Below are 18,033 nucleotides of genomic sequence, written 5' to 3'. Positions count from 1 at the left end.
GAGCGGGCATGATGGCGCCTCGTTTCCATCCACAACAGGAGCCTTGTCGCCATGTCCAACCGTATCGATCTCTACCAGAACGCCACCGCCGCCTACGACGGCCTGTTGGCCGTGAACCGTCATCTCAAGCAATGCAGCCTGCCGGCCGACCTGGTGGAACTGGTGTTTCTGCGGGTGTCGCTGATCAACGGCTGTGCCTATTGCATCGACAAACATTCACGCGACCTGCTCAAGAGCGGCATGACCATCGACAAGCTGGTGCTGGTGCCGGTCTGGCACGAGGCCGGCAGCCTCTTCACGCCCCGCGAGCAGGCTGCGCTGGCCTGGGCCGAAGTGGTGACGCGCATCGGTGAAACGGCGGCGCCGGATGCGGATTACCAGGCGGTGATCCAGCATTTCACGCCCGAGGAGTACAGCGAACTGACGGTCGCCATCGCCCTGATGAATGCCATGAACCGCCTGGCCATCCCGGGCCGCATGCGGCCACAGGCGGCGCGCGCCTGATTGAGGCGACTCCGGGCTCAGGCTGACTTCAGTGCGGCCACCAGCGTGCGCAATGCCGCCTGCGCGCGGGTCTCCCTGAGGCGGGAATGCAGCATCACCTGGGCCAGCGGCAAGGTGGGCAGGCCCAGCCGTTGGCCCACCTCCACCGCCCCCGGCGGCGCGCTGCGATGGAGCAGCGCCGACACCGCCAGGCCCGCGCTCACCGCCGCGCCGACCGCCAGGATGCCGCCACCGACGAAGACCTCGACCCAGGCGATACCGGCTTCGTCGAGTCGGCGCAGCGACAGTTCACGAATGCGGCAGGTCGAAGAAAAAGTCGCCACCCGCAAGGCAGGCCCGACCCGGCATTGCGCATCGGGATGGGCAAACCAGCCGATGGCTTCCTGCATGATCAATTCACCGCCCTGGTCCTGCGGCTCGCGACGCACGATGACGGCGTCCAGTTCGCCGCGTTCATAGAGCGGCATGAGGTCGTGCGACGAGCCCACCCTCACCTCCACCATCACGCCCGCATCGTGGGCATGCAGTTGCGCCAGGGCGCGTGGCAGGCCGGCACCGGCCACGTGATCGCTGATACCCACCGAAAAGCGCACCAGCCCCTGCTCCAGCCGGTCCAGGGCGCGTTCGTGCGCGGCCAGCAATTCGCGGGCGGCCGGCAGGAATTGCTGGCCCTCCGCAGACAGGCGTACCAGGCGCGGGGTGCGTTCCAGCAGGCGACGCCCCAGGCGCTGCTCCAGTTTCTTGAGCTTGAGGCTGATCGCCGATTGCGTGCTGTCCAGCACTTCGGCGGCGCGGGTGAAGCTTTGCAGGTCGGCTGCCAGCACGAAGGCTTGTACGGCATCCAGTTCCAGGGGGCGGTCCATGGGGTAGGCTCCTCGCATCTGATATCGGGTCGGATTGCTCAATGATTCGAATTTTAAATCATTGAAATCACCATTCAGCAGTTTTTAAAATGATAGAGGGCGCTTAGCATGCACTGCATGGGTCGCACACGGGCAGGCCTGCCCAGGCGACCCACGGCTTTTCAAGCACTTTCAACCACCCGATCTCAAGGAGAACACCATGCCCCTGGTCCGCCTTTCCCTGCTGCGCGGCAAGCCCCGCACCTACCGTGATGCCATCGTCGACAACGTCTACCAGGCCATGCACGAGCGTTTCAACGTCCCCAAGGACGATCTCTTCATGATCGTGAGCCAGCACGACCCCGAGGATCTGATCTTCGACCGCCACTACATGGGGATGGAGCGTTCGGACGACTTCGTGGTCATCCAGCTGTCGGTCAGCAACACCCGCAACCAGGCGCAGAAGAATGCGCTCTTTGCCCGCATCGTCGAGCGCTTGCAGGTCAATCCCGGCATCCGCCCTGACGACGTGCTGATCCACCTGCTTGAAGGTGACAAGGGCAACTGGTCCTTCGGACGCGGGCTGGCGCAGTACGTGCTCTGAGACAGCGCACTTTGCAATGGGGCCGCAAGACATGCGCGTCCCCTGCGCGCCGCGCCGGCTGCTGCTAGGATGTCGTTCCTCCCAGCCATCGCGCCTCTCACATGCCACCTGCGACATCCTGCCGCCATCCGCTTCTGCGCCGCCTCTTCCGCTGTACTGCCGCCCTGCTGCTGGCGGCGGGGTTGACGGCCTGCTCCTCGTCGAGCAAGTACTACGACCCCGCCAAGTCCAACCGCACCGAGACCGGTTTTCGCAACAACTACCCGCAGCCGGAGCGTGCCTCCGTCTTGAAGTGGCAATGGGAACGCCTGACCCAGGGCCTGCCCAAGCCGCCCGCCAACGACTACCGGTTCCCGGTGCTCAAACCAGACCTGGCCTGGATCAAGGCCAACCACGACATGCCCAGCGTGACCTGGATCGGCCATGCCACGGCGCTGCTGCAGCTGGGTGGCAAGAATGTGCTGACCGACCCCATGTTCTCGGAGCGCGCTTCGCCCTTTACCTTCATCGGACCGCGTCGCAAGGTGCCACTGCCGGTGCAGATTGCCGAGCTGCCGCATATCGACATGGTGGTGATTTCGCACAACCACTACGACCATCTGGACCGCGCCAGCGTGGAACAGTTGAACCGGCAGGCTGGTGGCCCGCCACTGTTCCTGGTGCCGCTGGGATTGCGCGACTGGTTCATGGCGCTGGGCATCGACAACGTGCGGGAAATGGACTGGTGGGACAAGACGTCCCTGGACAAGCTGGACATCACGTTCGTACCCGCGACCCATTGGTCGGCGCGCAGCCTGTTCGACCGTTCCGAGACGCTATGGGGTGGCTGGGTGCTGCAGGCCGCGCCGGCCCAGAATGACCGCGGCGCACCGTTCACGGTGTATTTCGCCGGTGACACCGGGTATTCGAAGGACTTCCAGGACATCGGCGCACGCTTCCCTCATGTCGACCTGGCGCTGATCCCCATCGGCGCCTACGCGCCGCGCTGGTTCATGCAGGGCCAACACGTGGACCCGGCACAGGCCGTGCAGATCCACCGCGACGTGCACGCCACACGCTCCATCGGTATCCACTGGGGGACCTTCGAACTGGCCGATGAGCCGCTGGACGAACCACCGCAGGCGCTGGCCAGGGCCATGCAGCAGGCCAATCTGCCGCCGGAGCAGTTCGTCACGCTCAAGCATGGCGAGACGCTGAAGCTTGCGCGCTAAGCCCTTCAGATGAAAAATGCCCGCCCTGTTTCGAGGGCGGGCATCTGGATGCACAACGATACGCTGGGAACGGCTAGTCCACGATGAACAACTTCGCCCCGACCGAAGTGGACGAGCGATGCGGTTCCGCATCATCGGCGACCTGGTAACTCATGCCTGGCTTGAGTACGAAGCTGCGTCCATCTTCCAGCTCGGTGTGCAGTTCACCCTCCAGACAGAGCAGGATATGCCCCTTCACACACCAGTGATCGGCCAGGTAGCCGGCGGTGTACTCGACCATGCGCACGCGCAGGTCACCGAAGCGGCAGGTGCGCCACCAGGCCGTGCCGGTGACGCCGGGATGCTCGGTGGCCGCGATCTGGCTCCAGTCGGTGGTGCCGAAGGGCAGGTCGGAGATCTTCATGCGCGCTTGTCCTGCCTGCTTACAGCTTGGAAGCGATCAGCTTGCCCAGGCGCTCCACGCCGGCGCGGATCTGTTCCGGTGGCACGGTCACGAAGGACAGGCGCAGGGTGTTCTTCTGCGGCACGTTGGCATAGAACGGTGCGCCCGGAACGAAGGCGACCTTCTCCTGTTCCACCGCTTCGTTCAACAGCGCGCCGGCGTCGAGGTGCTCGGGCAGCGTGACCCAGATGAACATGCCGCCTTCCGGCTTGCTCCAGGAGCAGCTGGCCGGGAAGTACTGCTGCAGCGCGTCCAGCATGGCCTGGCACTGGTCGCCATAAAGCTGGCGGATGGTCGGCACGTGCTGGTCCAGGAAGCCGTCCTTGATGGCCTCGTACACCACCATCTGCGTCAGTTGCGCAGTGTGCAGGTCGGTGGCCTGCTTGGCCTGTTCCATCTTCAGGATCAGCGGACGCGGCGCGACCACGTAGCCCAGGCGGATGCCGGGGGTCAGTACCTTGGAGAAGGAGCCCATGTAGATCACGCCGGCCGGGTTCATCGACAGCATCTTGGGCAGCGGTGCGTTGCGATAGCTCAGGGCGCCGTACGGATCATCCTCGATCAGCGGCAGACCCAGGCGGGCACAGGTTTCCACCAGCTTGATGCGACGCTCGGTGGGCAGGGTGCGGCCGGTCGGGTTCTGGAAGTTGGGCAGCGAATACAGCATGCGCGCGCCACCGGCGATGGCTTCGATGGTCTCGGGCTGCAGGCCGAATTCGTCACTGGGGACCGATTCGAACCGGGCGCCATACAGCGCGAAGGCTTGCAGCGCGCCCAGGTAGCTGGGGGTCTCGACCAGTACCTTGCTGCCTTCGTCGATGAGCACCTTGCCCAGCAGGTCCAGGCCTTGCTGCGAACCGGACACCATCAGCACCTGGTCAGGCGTGATCTGGGCGCCGTCGGAAGACAGCGAAGCGGCGATCCATTCACGCAGCGGCAGATAGCCGTCGGTGGGGCCGTATTGCAGGGCGGTCTTGCCCTGTTGTGTGAGCACGCGGTCGAAGGCAGCCTTCATGTGCTCCACCGGGAAGGTCAGCGGCGACGGCAGGCCTCCGGCGAAGGAGGTGATGTCGGGACGCATGGTCACCTTCAGGATTTCGCGGATGGCCGAGCTCTTCATGGCTTCGGCGCGCTGGGAAAACTGCCATTGCAGTGCTGCTGGATTTTCGAGTTTCATACGGTACCGTGTTCTGTGTCTGTGTGGTTCAGGGTGATTCGGGATGAATCAGGCCGCGCGCCTCTGCGGATGATGCGGCCGTGCTGGTCGGCAATTCGACAGTTTCGATCGATCAGGCGATCTCGGCGATCATCTCGATCTCGACGCAAGCGCCCATGGGCAATTGCGCTACGCCGAAGGCGGAACGGGCATGCTTGCCGGTCTCGCCGAAGACTTCGCCGATCAGTTCCGAAGCGCCGTTGGTGACCAGGTGGTGTTCGGTGAATTCGCCGGTGGAGTTGACCAGGCTCATCAGCTTGACGATGCGCTTGACGCGGGTCAGGTCGCCGCCACAGGCCGCCTGCAGGGTGGCGATCAGGTCGATGGCCACGCCGCGCGCGGCCAGCTTGGCGTCGTCGGTACCGATGTCGCGTCCCAGCTGGCCGACCCATACCTTGCCATCCTTCTTGGCCAGGTGGCCGGAGAGGAAGACGGTATTGCCGGTTTGTGCATACATCACATAGGCTGCTGCCGGGGCGGCCACGGCGGGCAGTTCGATGTTCAATGCTTTCAGCTTTTCATAGACGGACATGCGGTACTCCCTGTTGGACAGCGCCCGCGCGGCTGAGGCCGCAGGCGCTGCGCGTTAAGAAAAATAAGTCGACGATTATCTCAAAATTCCAAGGTTTTAGCCCGGTACAGTCTGAACTATTTCGGCTCGCAACACGGCCACAGCCGCGCCTGCCACGCCCTTCAGCGGCGCACGGCCATGCGCCTGCCAATGGCCACCACCACGATCACCGCCAGCGCAAAGAGCATGTTGCTCGCATCCAGGGCTTCATTGGCGATCACCGCGGCCCCCAGCAGACTCATGAAAGGTTGCAACAATTGCACCTGACCGACACGGGCAATGCCGCCCAGGGCCAGGCCCTTGTACCAGAAGAAAAAGCCGATGAACATCGAGAACAGCGACACGTAGGCAAACGCCAGCCAGGCCGGTGCCGAGGCGGTGACGTCATATTGCCAGCCCAGCCACAGCGACACCGGCAGCATCACCGGCAAGGCCACCACCAGCGCCCAGGCGATCACGTTCTGGCCACCCATGGTCTGTGCCAGCCGACCGCCCTCGGCATAGCCCATGGCCGCCGCGATCACGGCCGCAAAGAGGGCAAAGTCGGCCAGGTGGAAACTGCCACCGCCTTCGTGCAAGGCAAACCCGATCACGATGCCCGAGCCCACCAGCGCCGCCAGCCAGAAGCCGGCCGAGGGTCGCTCGCCGAAACGCAGCGCCCCGAACAGCGCAGTCGCCAGCGGCAGCAGGCCGACCACCACGGCGCCGTGCGCAGCCGGCACATAGCGCATGGCGATCGAGGAAAACAGCGGGAAACCCACCACCACGCCCAGTGCCGTGATCACCAGGGCGCGCAGTTGGCTGGCCGTGGGGCGCGGTGCCTTGATCCAGACCAGCAACACCAGCGCGCATACGCCGGCCACCACCGCCCGGCCGAAGGCGACGAAGGCCGGATTGAGTTCGGCCACGGCAATGCGGGTAAAGGGCAGCGTAAGGCTGAAGATCGCCACCCCGATCAGGCCCAGCCACATGCCACGACTTTCGTGGCGTGCCGGTACCCGGGTCGATGGACTACCCAGAACGGATTTGCTGCCTGTCTGCATGAAATGCCCCTGTCTGCGTACGCTGTTGTCTTATTGATATAAAAGATTTACCCGCGCCCTGCCCTGTCCCCGACGGCCCTGACGACCCTGGCAGCCGCGGCCTGGCGCCGCATCACAGCCAGATCGCCAGTGCCGAATACAGGGTCAGCACCACCATGGTCGCGGCAAAGCCGATGCGCCACAGCGGGCGTTCCAGATAGCGCCGCAATACCGCTCCGGCACCGGCCCAGACCGACACGCAAGGCAGGTTGATGGCGCAGAACACCAGGCAGTAGATCAGGATTGCCAGCCATCCGGCATGCTTATGCAGCAACGGCATGAAGGCCGAGGCACCGGTGATGGCCATCACCCAGGCCTTGGGATTGGCGAACTGGAACATCGCCGCCGCGCCGAAGGACATCGGCTGCAGCGCCCGCGCCCCCGTGCCGGCCACGCCCATGCGGCGCAATTGCCAGGCCAGGTACAACAGATAGGCGCAGCCAGCCGCCTTGAGCAACAGCACCACCTGCGGCAGCGCCACCACCAGCTCGCCTATACCGAAGGCGCATACCGCCAGCAGGACGCCGAAGCCGAAGGTGATGCCCAGCATGTGCGGCACCGAGCGACGAAAGCCGAACCAGATCCCCGAGGAGGTCAGCATGATGTTGTTGGGTCCCGGCGTGATCGAAGAGACAAAGGCGAACGACATCAGCGGTAGCAAAGCCTCGATCATGCCGACCTCCGCTGCGCCAGCTGGCTTTCGTGCGAGGCTTGCGCATGCCCCTGCACCAGCGACACCACCCGCGCCGGGGCCAGCAGGGCATCGGCCACGGCACTGTCGCGGGCCAGCACGCGGGCGAAGACGTCATGATCGACGTTACCACCGGAGAGCGTGATGCCGATCTTCTTGCCGCGCAGCCGCGCGCGCAGCTGCAAGGCCGCTGCCAGGGCGCAGGCACCCGCTCCTTCGGCCACATTGTGGGTGGCAATGAAGGCCAGCTTCATGGCGTCCATGACTTCATCGTCGGTGACGGCCACGACCTCGTCCACTTCGGACAGCATCACCTCCAGCGAGGCCTGATCGGGAACCCGACAGGCGACGCCATCGGCGATACAGGTACTGACCGGCGCCTCGATCTTGCGGCCGGCCTCGAAGGACAGCTTGTAGGCCAGCGCGTGGGCGGACACCACGCCGATGACGCGGGTCTTCAGGCCCAGTGCATTGCGCGCCGCTACCGCGCCGCACATGCCGGAGCCCTGGCCGATGGGGACCAGCACCAGGTCCAGTTCGGGCTGGGCGGCAAACAGTTCCATCCAGTAGGTCGAGACGCCGGCCACCAGGTCACGGTGGAAGGACGGGATCATGTGCAATTGCTGCTGTTGCGCCAGTTGCTGGGCGTGTTCGCGGCTGTCCTGGAATTCGCGGCCATGTTCGATCAGATCCACGCCCAGGGCGCGCATGGCGGCGTTCTTTTCGCGGCTGTTGCCTTCGGGCACGACGATGGTGGCAGGAATGCCGAAGCGGCGCGCCGACAGCCCCACCGACTGGCCGTGATTGCCCCGGGTGGCCGAAATCACGCCGGACAGTTGCGGTTGTTGCCGGGCCAGGTGATGCAGATAGACCATGCCACCGCGCACCTTGAAAGCGCCCGTGGGGGCATGGTTCTCGTGCTTGACCCAGACTTCGGCACCCAGTGCCTGGTTCAGCAGCGGCCAGCACAGTTGTGCGGTGGGTGCCATGCCGGCATAGACGATACCGGCGGCCTGTTCGATCTCCATCAGGCTGGGCAACAGGCGGTGGGCGGCGGAAGTGGCTTGGGTCATGACGGTTCTCCTATCGGAATGCAGGTTGCTGGCGACAAGGCCGGGATATCTAGGGTGGATCGGGCGGACCGAAGTGGCCCGGATTGGCTTGCTTGTCCCGGCGATACGCTTGCTCTTGTATTGGAAGCCATCCTAGCCGACAATACCGATACAGTACCTGTACACTTTTCCAAATAATCCAAAACATTGTCACGGCAAAATGACCAATACAGTCAAGCAATTGCGCAGCGTCAGACCCGATATGCCTCAGAGCGACAGCGCCCTCCCCGGCTGGCCGCTGCTGTTGCGCGAGAGTGGCGAATCGCTGGTGGACCAGATTGTGCGCGGCATCCGCGCCCGCATCGATGACAAGCTCTTGCGCAGCGGCGTGCGTATGCCCTCGATCCGGCAGTTTGCCGATGGCAACGAGATTTCGCGCTTTACCGTGGTGGAGGCCTATGACCGCCTGGTGGCCCAGGGCTATCTGGAATCGCGCCGGGGCTCCGGCTTCTACGTCAAGGAACGCTCACCCCTGGGTGGCGGCTATGGCAACACCGCTGCCCAGGCCGAAGCCGTGGCCGAGGCCGGGCGCGGGCTGGATGTGGTCTGGCTGGTACGCAACATGTTCCGCCAGATGCCGCCGCACAAGATGCCCGGGGGCGGTCTGCTGCCGCCGGACTGGCTGGATGGCGAACTGATCGCCAACGCCCTGCGTGCCGTCAGCCGCGACAACCCTTCCCTGCTGCTGGGCTATGGCACGCCGCTGGGTTTCCTGCCGCTGCGCCAGCAGTTGCAGCTGAAGCTGGCGGAGCTGGAAATCGCCGCCGCCCCCGACCAGATCGTGATGACCACGGGCGTGACCCAGGGCCTGGACACGGTGGCACGGCATTTCCTGCGCCCGGGCGATGTGATCTTCGTCGATGATCCGGCCTGGTTCCTGATGTTCGGCTCCTTTGCTGCGCTGGGCGCCAAGATCGTGGGCATCCCGCGGCTGGGCGACGGCCCCGACATCGCGCGCCTGCGCGAGCTGGCGGCGATCCACAAGCCCAAGCTGTACGTGATCAATTCGGTGCTGCACAACCCGACCTCGACCTCGCTGTCGGCGGCCAAGGCCTTCCAGGTCCTGCGCATCGCCGAGGAACACGATTTCATCATCGTCGAGGATGACATCTACTGCGACATGCATCCCGGTTCGGCGGTACAGCCGGCGACCCGCATCGCCGCGCTGGACCAGCTGCAGCGGGTGATCTATCTGGGCGGTTTTTCCAAGACCTTGTCGGCCAACCTGCGGGTAGGCTTCATCGCCACCTCGGCCGAACTGGCGCGCAGCCTGGCCGACCGCAAGCTGCTCTCGACCCTCACCACTGGCGAGATCGGCGAACGCGTGGCCTACAAGGTGCTATCGGAGGGGCATTACCGCAAGCATGCCGAACGGCTGCGGGCGCGGCTCAATGGCGCGCGCGACAAGGTGATGCGCCAGCTGGAACGCATGGGCATGGAGATCGGTGATCCGCCGCCCTGCGGGATGTTCCTGTGGGTCGATACCGGGCGCGACACCAATGTCATGACCGAGGAGGCGATGGAACAGGGCTTCCTGCTGGCGCCGGGCAGCCTGTTCTCGCCCGCGCAGCTACCCTCCACGCGCATGCGCATCAACGTGGCCAGCATGTCCGACCCCGGCATCTGGCGCTTCCTGGAAAAGGCGATGGCGCGCTGAGCCCCTCGCCCACCCTGGCCACCCTGGCCGCCCTGACCACCGGTAGGTCAGGTGGTCAGGTGGATGCGCGCCACTTCCTGGTTGCTGGCATTGTAGAAGGCATAGTCGGTGGTACCGGGGAAGTAGACGTAATGGTCCGAACCATTGGCCATGATCTGCAAGCTTTCGCTGCCGCTCATCTTCACCGTCAACAGGTGCGAGGTGGCACCGCTGACCATGCCCATGTTGATCACGTCCTGGGCCGTGATGATGATGTTGGTGCCATTGCCGGCGCTGACATCGAGGGTGGTGATACCGCTGACCTTGCTGGAGAAATTGCTCAGGTTCAGGGTATTGCCCAGGTCGGCGAAATGCAGCGTCGTCACCCCGGCCACGCCATTGATGGAATCGATGTTGGAGGTGCCGGTGTTCTTGTTGACCATGTCGCTCTGCGCGCCGGCAGTACTGCCCAGGCCGGCGCTGACATTGATCAGGTTCGTGCCGCTGCCCACCGTCACCGAATTGTGCCCGCCCTCGACCACGTTGAAGATATCGGTGCCGGAACTGGCGCCACCGCCCGAGAGGACGTTGGTGGTGCCGTTGCCGCGCGCGGTCAGGGTATTGGCGCCGCTGTTGCCGGTAAGGGTGCTGTTGACGCTGCTGCTGCCTTCCAGGTTGGCGATGCCGACATAGCTGTCCCCGTTGGCATCGCCGCTGCTGCCGCCGCTCACCAGGCTGGCATTGATCGCGCCGCTGGTGGAATACAGGTAGCTGACGGTATCGCTGCCGCCGGCCCCACCATTGAAGACATTGGCCACACCGCTGGCATAGAAGATATCGTCGCCGGCGCTGCCGGTGACATTCTGGATGTTGACGTAGGTGTCGTTGGCAGCATAGCCATTGGCACCCGTGCCGTGGAACAGGTCCACCGTCACGCCCACCCCGCCGGAACGCGCATAGTTGACCGTATTGTTGCCGGCGCCACCGTCGAAGGCGTTGGTGGCGGCACTGGCATAGAAGGTGTCGTTGCCGGAACCGCCGATCAGGTTCTCGATATTGGTGAACTTGTCGCCGAGCGCATAGAGACCGCTGGCGGCCAGCGTATTGGTCAGATCCACCGTCACGCCACCGGTATCGAATTCATAGCTCACCGTATCGACGCCGGCACCGCCATCGAAGTTGTTGGCCTGGGTGCTGGCCTTGAAGAGGTCGTTGGCGGCGCTGCCGATCACGTTGTCGATGTTGAACAGGGTATCGCCCTGGGCGTCGCCACCGGTACCGGTGCCGTTCTTCAGGTCGATGGTCACGCCCAGCGTCGAGCCGGCGTAGGACGCGAAGGTCGAACCCCGGTTGCCGACCACCGCGGTGATGCTGTCGGCACCCGCGCCGCCTTCCAGCACCGAGCGCGTACCGGGGGTGGAGAACCCCTTGAGCACGTCATTGAAGGCGCTGCCCACCACGTTCTCGATATTGGTGTAGGAATCGCCGGCGGCATCGTTGCCGCTGCCGGTACCGGTGGCCGTGGACAGGTCAACATTCACGCCGTTGGTACCGTCGCTGCTGGTGGAGAGCGAATAGTTGACGGTGTCCGAGCCGCCGGTGCCGCCATTGAGGATGTTGACTGCAGCGCTGGCCAGGAAGGTATCGTCGTTGTTGCTGCCGATGACGTTGTCGATATTGAACAGGGTATCGCCCTGGGCATCCCCCCCGGTACCGGTCCCGTTCTTCAGGTCGATGGTCACGCCGCTGGACGACCCGGCATAGGACGCATAGGTGTAGGCGCGATTGCCGAGGTCGGCGGTGATGCTGTCGGCACCCTTGCCACCGGTCAGTACCGACATCACGCCGACCGTGGAAAAGCCGGTCAGGGTATCGGCCCAGTCGCTGCCGATGACGTTCTGGATGTTGGCAAAGGTGTCGCCCTGGGCGTAGTTGCCCGATCCGACGCCACTGGTGAGGTTGACCGTCACGCCGGTGGCGCTGTTGCTGCTGGTGGAACCGGCATAGCTGACCGTGTTCGACCCGGCTCCGCCATCCAGGAAGTTGGCCGCCGCGTTGGCCACGATGGTGTCGTTGCCGCTGCCACCGGTGGCGTCCTGAATGTTGGCATAGGTATCGCCATTGGCCAGGCTGCCGGTACCGCCCGTGCCGCTGCCGCTGAGCAGGTTGATGGTTTCGTTGACGGTGGAGTTGGCGTAGCTCACCCGATTGTGCAGCGAACCCGTGCCGCCATCGAAGAAGTTGGCGGCCGCGCTGGCCACGAACACGTCATCGGCGGACCCGCCGGTGGCATCCTGGATGTTGGTGTAGGTGTCGCCATTGGCCAGGCTGCCCGTGCCGCCCGTGCCGGTTCCGTTGAACAGGTTGATGGTTTCGGCCACCGTCGAGGTACTGTAGTTGACCCGGTTATGGGTACCGCCACCGCCATCGAAATTGTTGGCGGCAGTATTGCCGTAGAAGGTGTCATTGCCACCACCGCCGGTGATGTCCTGGATGTTGATGTAGGTGTCGCCGTTGGCCAGGCTGTTGGTGCCGCCCGTGCCGGTACCGTTGAACAGGTTGACGGTCTCGTCGACCGCGGAATTGGCATAGCTCACCCGGTTGTGCAGCGAGCCGGTGCCACCATCGAAGGCATTGGCGAGCCCATTGGCGATGAACACGTCATCGGCAGTACCGCCGGTGACGTCCTGGATGTTGGTGTAGGTATCGCCGTTGGCCAGGCTGCCGGTGCCGCCCGTGCCGGTACCGTTGAACAGGTTGACCGTCTCCGACACCGTGGAACTGCTGTAGTTGACCCGGTTGTGGCTGCCGCCACCACCATCGAAACTGTTGGCGGCGGTGTTGCCGTAGAAAGTGTCGTTGCCGCTGCCGCCGGTGGCGTCCTGGATGTTGGTGTAGGTGTCGCCATTGGCCAGGCTGTTGGTGCCGCCACTCCCCAGCCCGCTGATCAGGTCGATCGTTTCATCGACGGTGGAGTTGGTGTAGCTCACCCGGTTGTGGGTACCGGCACCACCATCGAAACGATTGGCCGCCGCGCTGGCGATGAAGGTGTCGTTACCGCTGCCGCCGGTGACGTCCTGGATGTTGGCATAGGTGTCGCCATTGGCCAGGCTGCCGGTGCCGCCGCTACCCGTGCCATTGAACAGGTTCACCGTTTCGTCGACGGTGGAATTGGTGTAGCTGACCCGGTTGTGCAGCGAACCCGTGCCGCCGTCGAGGAAGTTGGCCGCCGCGCTGGCGATGAAGACATCGTCGGCGGTGCCACCGGTGGCGTCCTGGATGTTGGTATAGGTATCGCCATTGGACAGGCTGCCGGTACCGCCGGTCCCGGTGCCACCGAACAGGTCGATGGTCTCGGCCACCGTCGAGGTGCTGTAGTTGACCCGGTTGTGGCTACCACCGCCGCCATCGAAGCGGTTGGCGGCGGTATTGCCGTAGAAGGTGTCGTTGCCGCCACCGCCGGTGATGTCCTGGATGTTGATGTAGGTATCGCCATTGGCCAGGCTGCCGGTGCCGCCCGTGCCCTGGCCGGTGACCAGGTTGACGGTCTCGTCGACGGTGGAATTGGTATAGCTCACCCGGTTATGCAGCGAGCCGGTGCCGCCATCGAAGAAGTTGGCGGCCGCACTGGCGATGAAGACATCGTCGGCGGTGCCACCGGTGACGTCCTGGATGTTGGCATACGTATCGCCGTTGGCCAGGCTGCCGGTGCCGCCCGTGCCGGTACCGTCGAACAGGTTGACCGTCTCCGACACCGTGGAACTGCTGTAGTTGACCCGGTTGTGCAAGCCGCCGCCGCCATCCAGACGGTTGGCCGCGGCATTGCCGTAGAAGGTGTCGTTGCCACTGCCGCCGGTGACGTCCTGGATATTGGTATAGGTATCGCCATTGGCCAGGCTGCCCGTGCCGCCGCTGCCGGCGCTGGTGACCAGGTTGACGGTCTCGTCCACGCTGGAATTGGCATAGCTCACACGGTTGTGGGTACCGCCGCCACCGTCGAAATTGTTGGCTGCGGCGCTGGCGACAAAGGTGTCGTCGGCGCTGCCGCCGGTGACGTCCTGGATGTTGGTGTAGGTGTCGCCGTTGGCCAGGCTGCCAGTGCCGCCAGTACCTACGCCGTTGAACAGGTCCACCGTTTCGGACACGGTGGAATTCTGGTAGCTGACGCGATTATGCGAACTCGCCGTACTGGCGCCACCGTCGATATTGTTCGCGGCGGCGCTGGCGATGATCAGGTCGTCGCCCGAACCACCGGTGACATCCTGGATGTTGGTATAGGTATCGCTCTGGGCATAGGTGCCGCTGCCGGCACCGGTAAACAGGTTGATGGTTTCGCTGCTGGTGGAATGCGCATAGCTGACGCGGTTGTGCAGGGAGACGCCGCCACCGTCGAAGTTGTTGGCCGCCAGGCTGGCCACGAAGGTATCGTCGTAGATGCTACCGGTCAGGTCCTGGATGTTGGAGAGCTTGTCGCCGGCCGCGTAACCGCCCGAGGTACCGGTGCCGTTGGTATAGCTCAGGTCCACCGTGACGGCGGCGTCCGAGCTGGCATAGCTGACCCGATTGTGGGAGGTGGCCGTGCTGCTGCCGCCGTCGATGCTGTTGGCCTCGGCGCTGGCGATGATCACATCGTCCTGGGCGGAACCCACCACGTTCTGGATGGCGGTATAGCTGTCGCCCGCGGCAAAGCCGCCGCTACCGGTGCCGGTGACCAGGTTGATCGTCACCGCGCCGGTCGAGAAGGCGTAGCTGACCGTATTGGAACCCAGCCCGCCATTGAAGACATTGACGTTGTTGTCGGCGATGAAGGTATCGTCATAGGCGCTGCCGATGACGTTCTGGATGCCGCTATAGGTGTCACCTGCGGCAAAGCCGGTACTGCCGGTGCCGTGGAACAGGTCGACGGTGACGCCATTGCCATCGCTGGCCTTGGCATAGCTGACGGTATTGTTGCCGGCACCGCCGACGAAGGCATTGGCCGCCAGGTTGGCAATGAACAGGTCGTTGTAGTCGCTGCCGATGACGTTCTGGATGTTGAGGTAGGTGTCGTTGTCGGCATAGCCGCCACTGCCGCTGCCCTGCACCAGGTCGACCGTCACGGCGCCGTTGGAACGCGCGTAGCTGACCGTGTTGGAGCCGGCGCCACCGTCGAAGTTGTTGGCTGCCAGGTTGGCCACGAAGAGGTCATTGCCGGCACCGCCGGTGAGGTCCTGGATGTTGACCAGCTTGTCGCCCTGGGCATAGCCACCGGAGGTGCCGGTGCCGTCAGCGTAGTTCAGGTCCACCGTCACGGCGGCGCTGGAGGCGGCATAGCTGACGCGGTTGTGGTTGGAACCACCGCCGTCGAAGCTGTTGGCCGCGGCACTGGCGACGAAGGTATCGTCGTAGACGCTGCCGATCAGGTTCTGGATATTGGTGAAGGAGTCGCCCGCCGCATAGTAGCCGCCGGTACCGGTGCCGATGGTATTGGTCAGGTCCACCGTGACGCCACCGGTCGAATAGATGTAGCTGACCGTATTGGAGCCGCCCCGGCCGTCGAAATTGTTGACGTCGGCACTGGCGATGAAGATGTCGTCGTAGGCGCTGCCGATCAGGTTCTGGATGTGCGCCAGCACGTCGCCCTGGGCGTAGCCGCCAGAGGTGCCGGTGCCATCGGTGTGGGTCAGGTCGACCGTCACGGCGCTGGTGGAAAACTCGTAGCTCACCGTGTCCGAGCCGCCCAGGCCGCCGTTGAAATTGTTGGCTCCGACGCTGGCGATGAAGGTGTCGGAATACGAGCTGCCGACGATGTTCTGGATGTTGGCGAAGCTGATGTTCTGCGCATACCCGCCGCTGCCGGCCTGGGTGATCATGTTGATGCTGCCCGCGCGGGTGGAAGCGCCGAAGTTCGGGGTATCGGAACCGCCGCTGCCGCCGTCGATGCGGCGCGTATCCACGCCGACGATGAAGACGTCGTCGAAGGCCGAGCCAATGGCATTCTGGATGTGGTTGTAGCTGTCGCCCTCGGCATAGCCGCCGGTGCCGCGACCGGAAACGAAGTTGATCGACACGCCGGTGGTGGAGCCGGCATAGCTGACCGTGTCATTGCCGCCGCTGCCGCCATCGAAGGTATTGACGTCCACGTTGCCCACGAAGGTATCGTCATAGGCGCTGCCGATGACGTTCTGGATGCGCACGTAGCTGTCGCCCGCCGCTGCGCCGCCGCTCCCCAGGCCGCTTTGCAGGTTGACGTTCACGCCGGCATTGGAATTGGCGTAGGAGACGGTGTTCGAGCCCAGGCCGCCGTCGAAGCGGTTGGCATCGCTGCTGGCCACGAAGAGATCGTTGTAGTCGCTGCCGATGGCGTTCTGGATATGGGTATAGGTGTCGCCCTGCGCATAACCGCCCGCGCCGGTGCCGGTGATCAGGTTGACCGTCACGGCCGCGTTCGAAGACACGTAGGACACCGTATCGGAACCGCCACTGCCGCCATCCAGGCGGTTGATCACGGCATTGGCGACGAAGGTATCGTCGAAGGCACTGCCGCGCAGGTTCTGGATGTTGGAAAGCTGGTCGCCCTGGGCATCGCCGCCACTGCCCAGGCCGGTCACCAGATTGACCGTCACGCCAGCGCTGGAGCCGGCGTAGCTGGCCGTGTTGACGTTGGTACCGGTGCTGTTGACGCCGCCCACCAGCTGGTCAGCGCCGGCACCGCCCTGGAAGAAGGTATTGCCACTACCACCGTAGATGATGTCGTTGCCGCTGCCGCCATAGAGCAGGTCATTGGCATTGCTGCCGTAGATGGTCACGCCACCGTTGCCGGCATGTACCTCGTGCGGTGCGCCCTGGGCCGGCAACACCAGCACCGGATCGCCGGTGGCCGGATCGAGGTAGCTCAGGTCGCCATAGACGGTGGCATCCTTGACGGCGACGTGGCGCACATCGACCAGGGTCTGCGGGCCGCGCGAGGTCGAGACCGTGGTGGTGAAGGTGAGATCGAAGGCCTGATGCACCGGCGAGGAGGCATTGGCCTCGACCGTGTTGTACTGCAACTGCATCGGGAAATCGGTCTGGCCGGCAGCCACCGTCATCTCGTAGCGACCGCCACCGAGATCGGTGGCGTTGACGATGGACATGTTGGCCGGCACACCCGAGACGATCACCGACACCACGTTGCCATTGCCGGTGATGGTGACATCGAACACCTTGATGAAGGTGCCGGCATTGTTGCCGGCGGCATAGATGGTGCGCACATCATTGCCGGCGTTGATCACCTGGGTGCTGAACTGCAACGGCAGGCCGGCATCAGTGGCCGATTGCGGAATGCCGCCGCTGCCGTAGAGGACGTCGCCGGTCTGGGTGATGGTGGCCAGGTTGACCAGCTTGATGGCCATGGCCGGCTGCGAGGGGTCGACCTGGATCGGCGGCGAGGGAATCGAGCCGGGCCGCTCGGGCGGCACCTGCGGTTCGGAAGGCTTGACCGGCGCATCGTTGGAACTGGGATTGGCAGGCGGCGAGAACACCGGTGGCGTATTGGCCGTCAGGTTCTGCGACGCCGCCGCGGTGGCGCCCACCGTGGTGTGGGTGGTGTCGCCCCCCACCACTGCACCGGCAGAACCACCGGCCTTGCTGGTGCCGTTGCTGCTGGTGGTGAGCGAGGCCGAATTCTCGCTGATGATCTGGGAAAACTGGCTGCCGCCATCGTTGCCGATGCTGGCCGCATTGCGGTCCACCGTGACCTGCTGGGCCGGTGTCACATTGGGCGGGACCGCCACCGGGTCGGAATTGAGGATGCGCGACTGGTCATTGGGCTTGAGCGCGATCTTGCCCACCGAATCGAGCAGCTTGCCGGTATCGGCGCTGGTATCGGCAAACTTGACCTTGGACTTGTCGTCCATCGCCTCGATGGCGCCCCCGGCCAGCACCACCTTGGTGCCGTCGGCCATGTGCAGCACCATGTCCACGTCCACCACCTGGACGTGCTGGACGGCGGCGCGGGTGGCGCTGACCTGGAAGCTGCCGGCCTGGTCGGGCATCACCACCCGTACCGGGCCGGTGACCTTGTCCGCGGAGTTCGCTTGTGATGAGCTTGCGGTTGCCATGTTTCCTCGCTATCGAAGATCGGTTCGAATCAGGTTCGCCG

At 64.4% G+C, this 18,033-nt stretch carries 12 protein-coding genes; 4 read left to right on the top strand and 8 right to left on the bottom strand.

Features of this window, described 5'->3' with window-relative positions; translation table 11 throughout:
* Window positions 1-51: 51 nt before the first annotated feature.
* Window positions 52-504 carry a carboxymuconolactone decarboxylase family protein gene (locus BTM36_RS25820; protein WP_077238485.1) on the top strand — a complete coding sequence of 151 codons (453 nt, stop codon included), beginning with the start codon at window positions 52-54 and terminating at the stop codon, window positions 502-504.
* Window positions 505-521: 17 nt separating this feature from the next.
* On the opposite strand, the gene BTM36_RS25815 is transcribed toward BTM36_RS25820, so the two are convergent.
* Complete coding sequence (locus BTM36_RS25815; protein ID WP_077238484.1) at window positions 522-1,367, bottom strand: LysR family transcriptional regulator; 846 nt, start codon at window positions 1,365-1,367, stop codon at window positions 522-524.
* 199 nt (window positions 1,368-1,566) lie between these two features.
* Here BTM36_RS25815 and BTM36_RS25810 point away from each other — a divergent pair, with 199 nt between their 5' ends.
* Window positions 1,567-1,950 (top strand): tautomerase family protein, encoded by a 384-nt coding sequence (locus BTM36_RS25810; protein ID WP_077238483.1) that lies wholly within the window; start codon window positions 1,567-1,569, stop codon window positions 1,948-1,950.
* Between the two features lie 101 nt (window positions 1,951-2,051).
* Window positions 2,052-3,161 carry an MBL fold metallo-hydrolase gene (locus tag BTM36_RS25805; protein WP_077238482.1) on the top strand — a complete coding sequence of 370 codons (1,110 nt, stop codon included), beginning with the start codon at window positions 2,052-2,054 and terminating at the stop codon, window positions 3,159-3,161.
* 73 nt (window positions 3,162-3,234) lie between these two features.
* Here BTM36_RS25805 and BTM36_RS25800 read toward each other — a convergent pair whose 3' ends face one another.
* The 6 genes from BTM36_RS25800 to BTM36_RS25775 form a co-directional block, all read right to left on the bottom strand.
* Window positions 3,235-3,564: a DHCW motif cupin fold protein gene (locus tag BTM36_RS25800; protein ID WP_006465296.1), complete on the bottom strand. Its 330-nt coding sequence runs from the start codon at window positions 3,562-3,564 to the stop codon at window positions 3,235-3,237.
* Between the two features lie 19 nt (window positions 3,565-3,583).
* Complete coding sequence (locus BTM36_RS25795) at window positions 3,584-4,780, bottom strand: PLP-dependent aminotransferase family protein (RefSeq protein WP_077238481.1); 1,197 nt, start codon at window positions 4,778-4,780, stop codon at window positions 3,584-3,586.
* A gap of 112 nt (window positions 4,781-4,892) precedes the next feature.
* Complete coding sequence (locus tag BTM36_RS25790) at window positions 4,893-5,351, bottom strand: RidA family protein (protein ID WP_077238480.1); 459 nt, start codon at window positions 5,349-5,351, stop codon at window positions 4,893-4,895.
* A 161-nt stretch (window positions 5,352-5,512) separates the two neighbouring features.
* Entirely contained in the window at window positions 5,513-6,433 is a 921-nt protein-coding gene (locus BTM36_RS25785; RefSeq protein ID WP_077238479.1) for a DMT family transporter, read from the bottom strand.
* A 112-nt stretch (window positions 6,434-6,545) separates the two neighbouring features.
* Complete coding sequence (locus BTM36_RS25780) at window positions 6,546-7,145, bottom strand: LysE family translocator (RefSeq protein WP_077238478.1); 600 nt, start codon at window positions 7,143-7,145, stop codon at window positions 6,546-6,548.
* On the bottom strand, window positions 7,142-8,236 hold the full coding sequence (locus tag BTM36_RS25775; RefSeq protein ID WP_077238477.1) for a threonine dehydratase: 1,095 nt from the start codon (window positions 8,234-8,236) through the stop codon (window positions 7,142-7,144). Before BTM36_RS25775 ends, BTM36_RS25780 begins: the two co-directional genes overlap by 4 nt.
* 199 nt (window positions 8,237-8,435) lie before the next feature.
* Here BTM36_RS25775 and BTM36_RS25770 point away from each other — a divergent pair, with 199 nt between their 5' ends.
* Window positions 8,436-9,932 carry a PLP-dependent aminotransferase family protein gene (locus BTM36_RS25770; RefSeq protein ID WP_039876992.1) on the top strand — a complete coding sequence of 499 codons (1,497 nt, stop codon included), beginning with the start codon at window positions 8,436-8,438 and terminating at the stop codon, window positions 9,930-9,932.
* Window positions 9,933-9,979: 47 nt separating this feature from the next.
* Here BTM36_RS25770 and BTM36_RS25765 read toward each other — a convergent pair whose 3' ends face one another.
* Window positions 9,980-17,992, bottom strand: a complete 8,013-nt coding sequence (locus tag BTM36_RS25765) for an S-layer family protein (protein ID WP_168189844.1) — start codon at window positions 17,990-17,992, stop codon at window positions 9,980-9,982.
* Between the last annotated feature and the right edge of the window lie 41 nt (window positions 17,993-18,033).

Origin of the sequence: Herbaspirillum sp. VT-16-41 (assembly GCF_001994935.1) — a bacterium.
Classification (GTDB): Bacteria; Pseudomonadota; Gammaproteobacteria; order Burkholderiales; family Burkholderiaceae_D; genus Herbaspirillum; species Herbaspirillum frisingense.
The sequence above is the reverse complement of the archived record's forward strand: the minus strand, read 5'-3'. Positions and strand labels throughout refer to the sequence as shown.

Excerpts from the sequence above, each read along its gene's own strand:
- BTM36_RS25820 (WP_077238485.1), top strand. The coding sequence starts at position 52 with ATGTCCAACCGTATCGATCTCTACCAGAACGCCACCGCCGCCTACGAC.
- BTM36_RS25815 (WP_077238484.1), bottom strand. The coding sequence starts at position 1,367 with ATGGACCGCCCCCTGGAACTGGATGCCGTACAAGCCTTCGTGCTGGCA.
- BTM36_RS25810 (WP_077238483.1), top strand. The coding sequence starts at position 1,567 with ATGCCCCTGGTCCGCCTTTCCCTGCTGCGCGGCAAGCCCCGCACCTAC.
- BTM36_RS25805 (WP_077238482.1), top strand. The coding sequence starts at position 2,052 with ATGCCACCTGCGACATCCTGCCGCCATCCGCTTCTGCGCCGCCTCTTC.
- BTM36_RS25800 (WP_006465296.1), bottom strand. The coding sequence starts at position 3,564 with ATGAAGATCTCCGACCTGCCCTTCGGCACCACCGACTGGAGCCAGATC.
- BTM36_RS25795 (WP_077238481.1), bottom strand. The coding sequence starts at position 4,780 with ATGAAACTCGAAAATCCAGCAGCACTGCAATGGCAGTTTTCCCAGCGC.
- BTM36_RS25790 (WP_077238480.1), bottom strand. The coding sequence starts at position 5,351 with ATGTCCGTCTATGAAAAGCTGAAAGCATTGAACATCGAACTGCCCGCC.
- BTM36_RS25785 (WP_077238479.1), bottom strand. The coding sequence starts at position 6,433 with ATGCAGACAGGCAGCAAATCCGTTCTGGGTAGTCCATCGACCCGGGTA.
- BTM36_RS25780 (WP_077238478.1), bottom strand. The coding sequence starts at position 7,145 with ATGATCGAGGCTTTGCTACCGCTGATGTCGTTCGCCTTTGTCTCTTCG.
- BTM36_RS25775 (WP_077238477.1), bottom strand. The coding sequence starts at position 8,236 with ATGACCCAAGCCACTTCCGCCGCCCACCGCCTGTTGCCCAGCCTGATG.
- BTM36_RS25770 (WP_039876992.1), top strand. The coding sequence starts at position 8,436 with ATGACCAATACAGTCAAGCAATTGCGCAGCGTCAGACCCGATATGCCT.
- BTM36_RS25765 (WP_168189844.1), bottom strand. The coding sequence starts at position 17,992 with ATGGCAACCGCAAGCTCATCACAAGCGAACTCCGCGGACAAGGTCACC.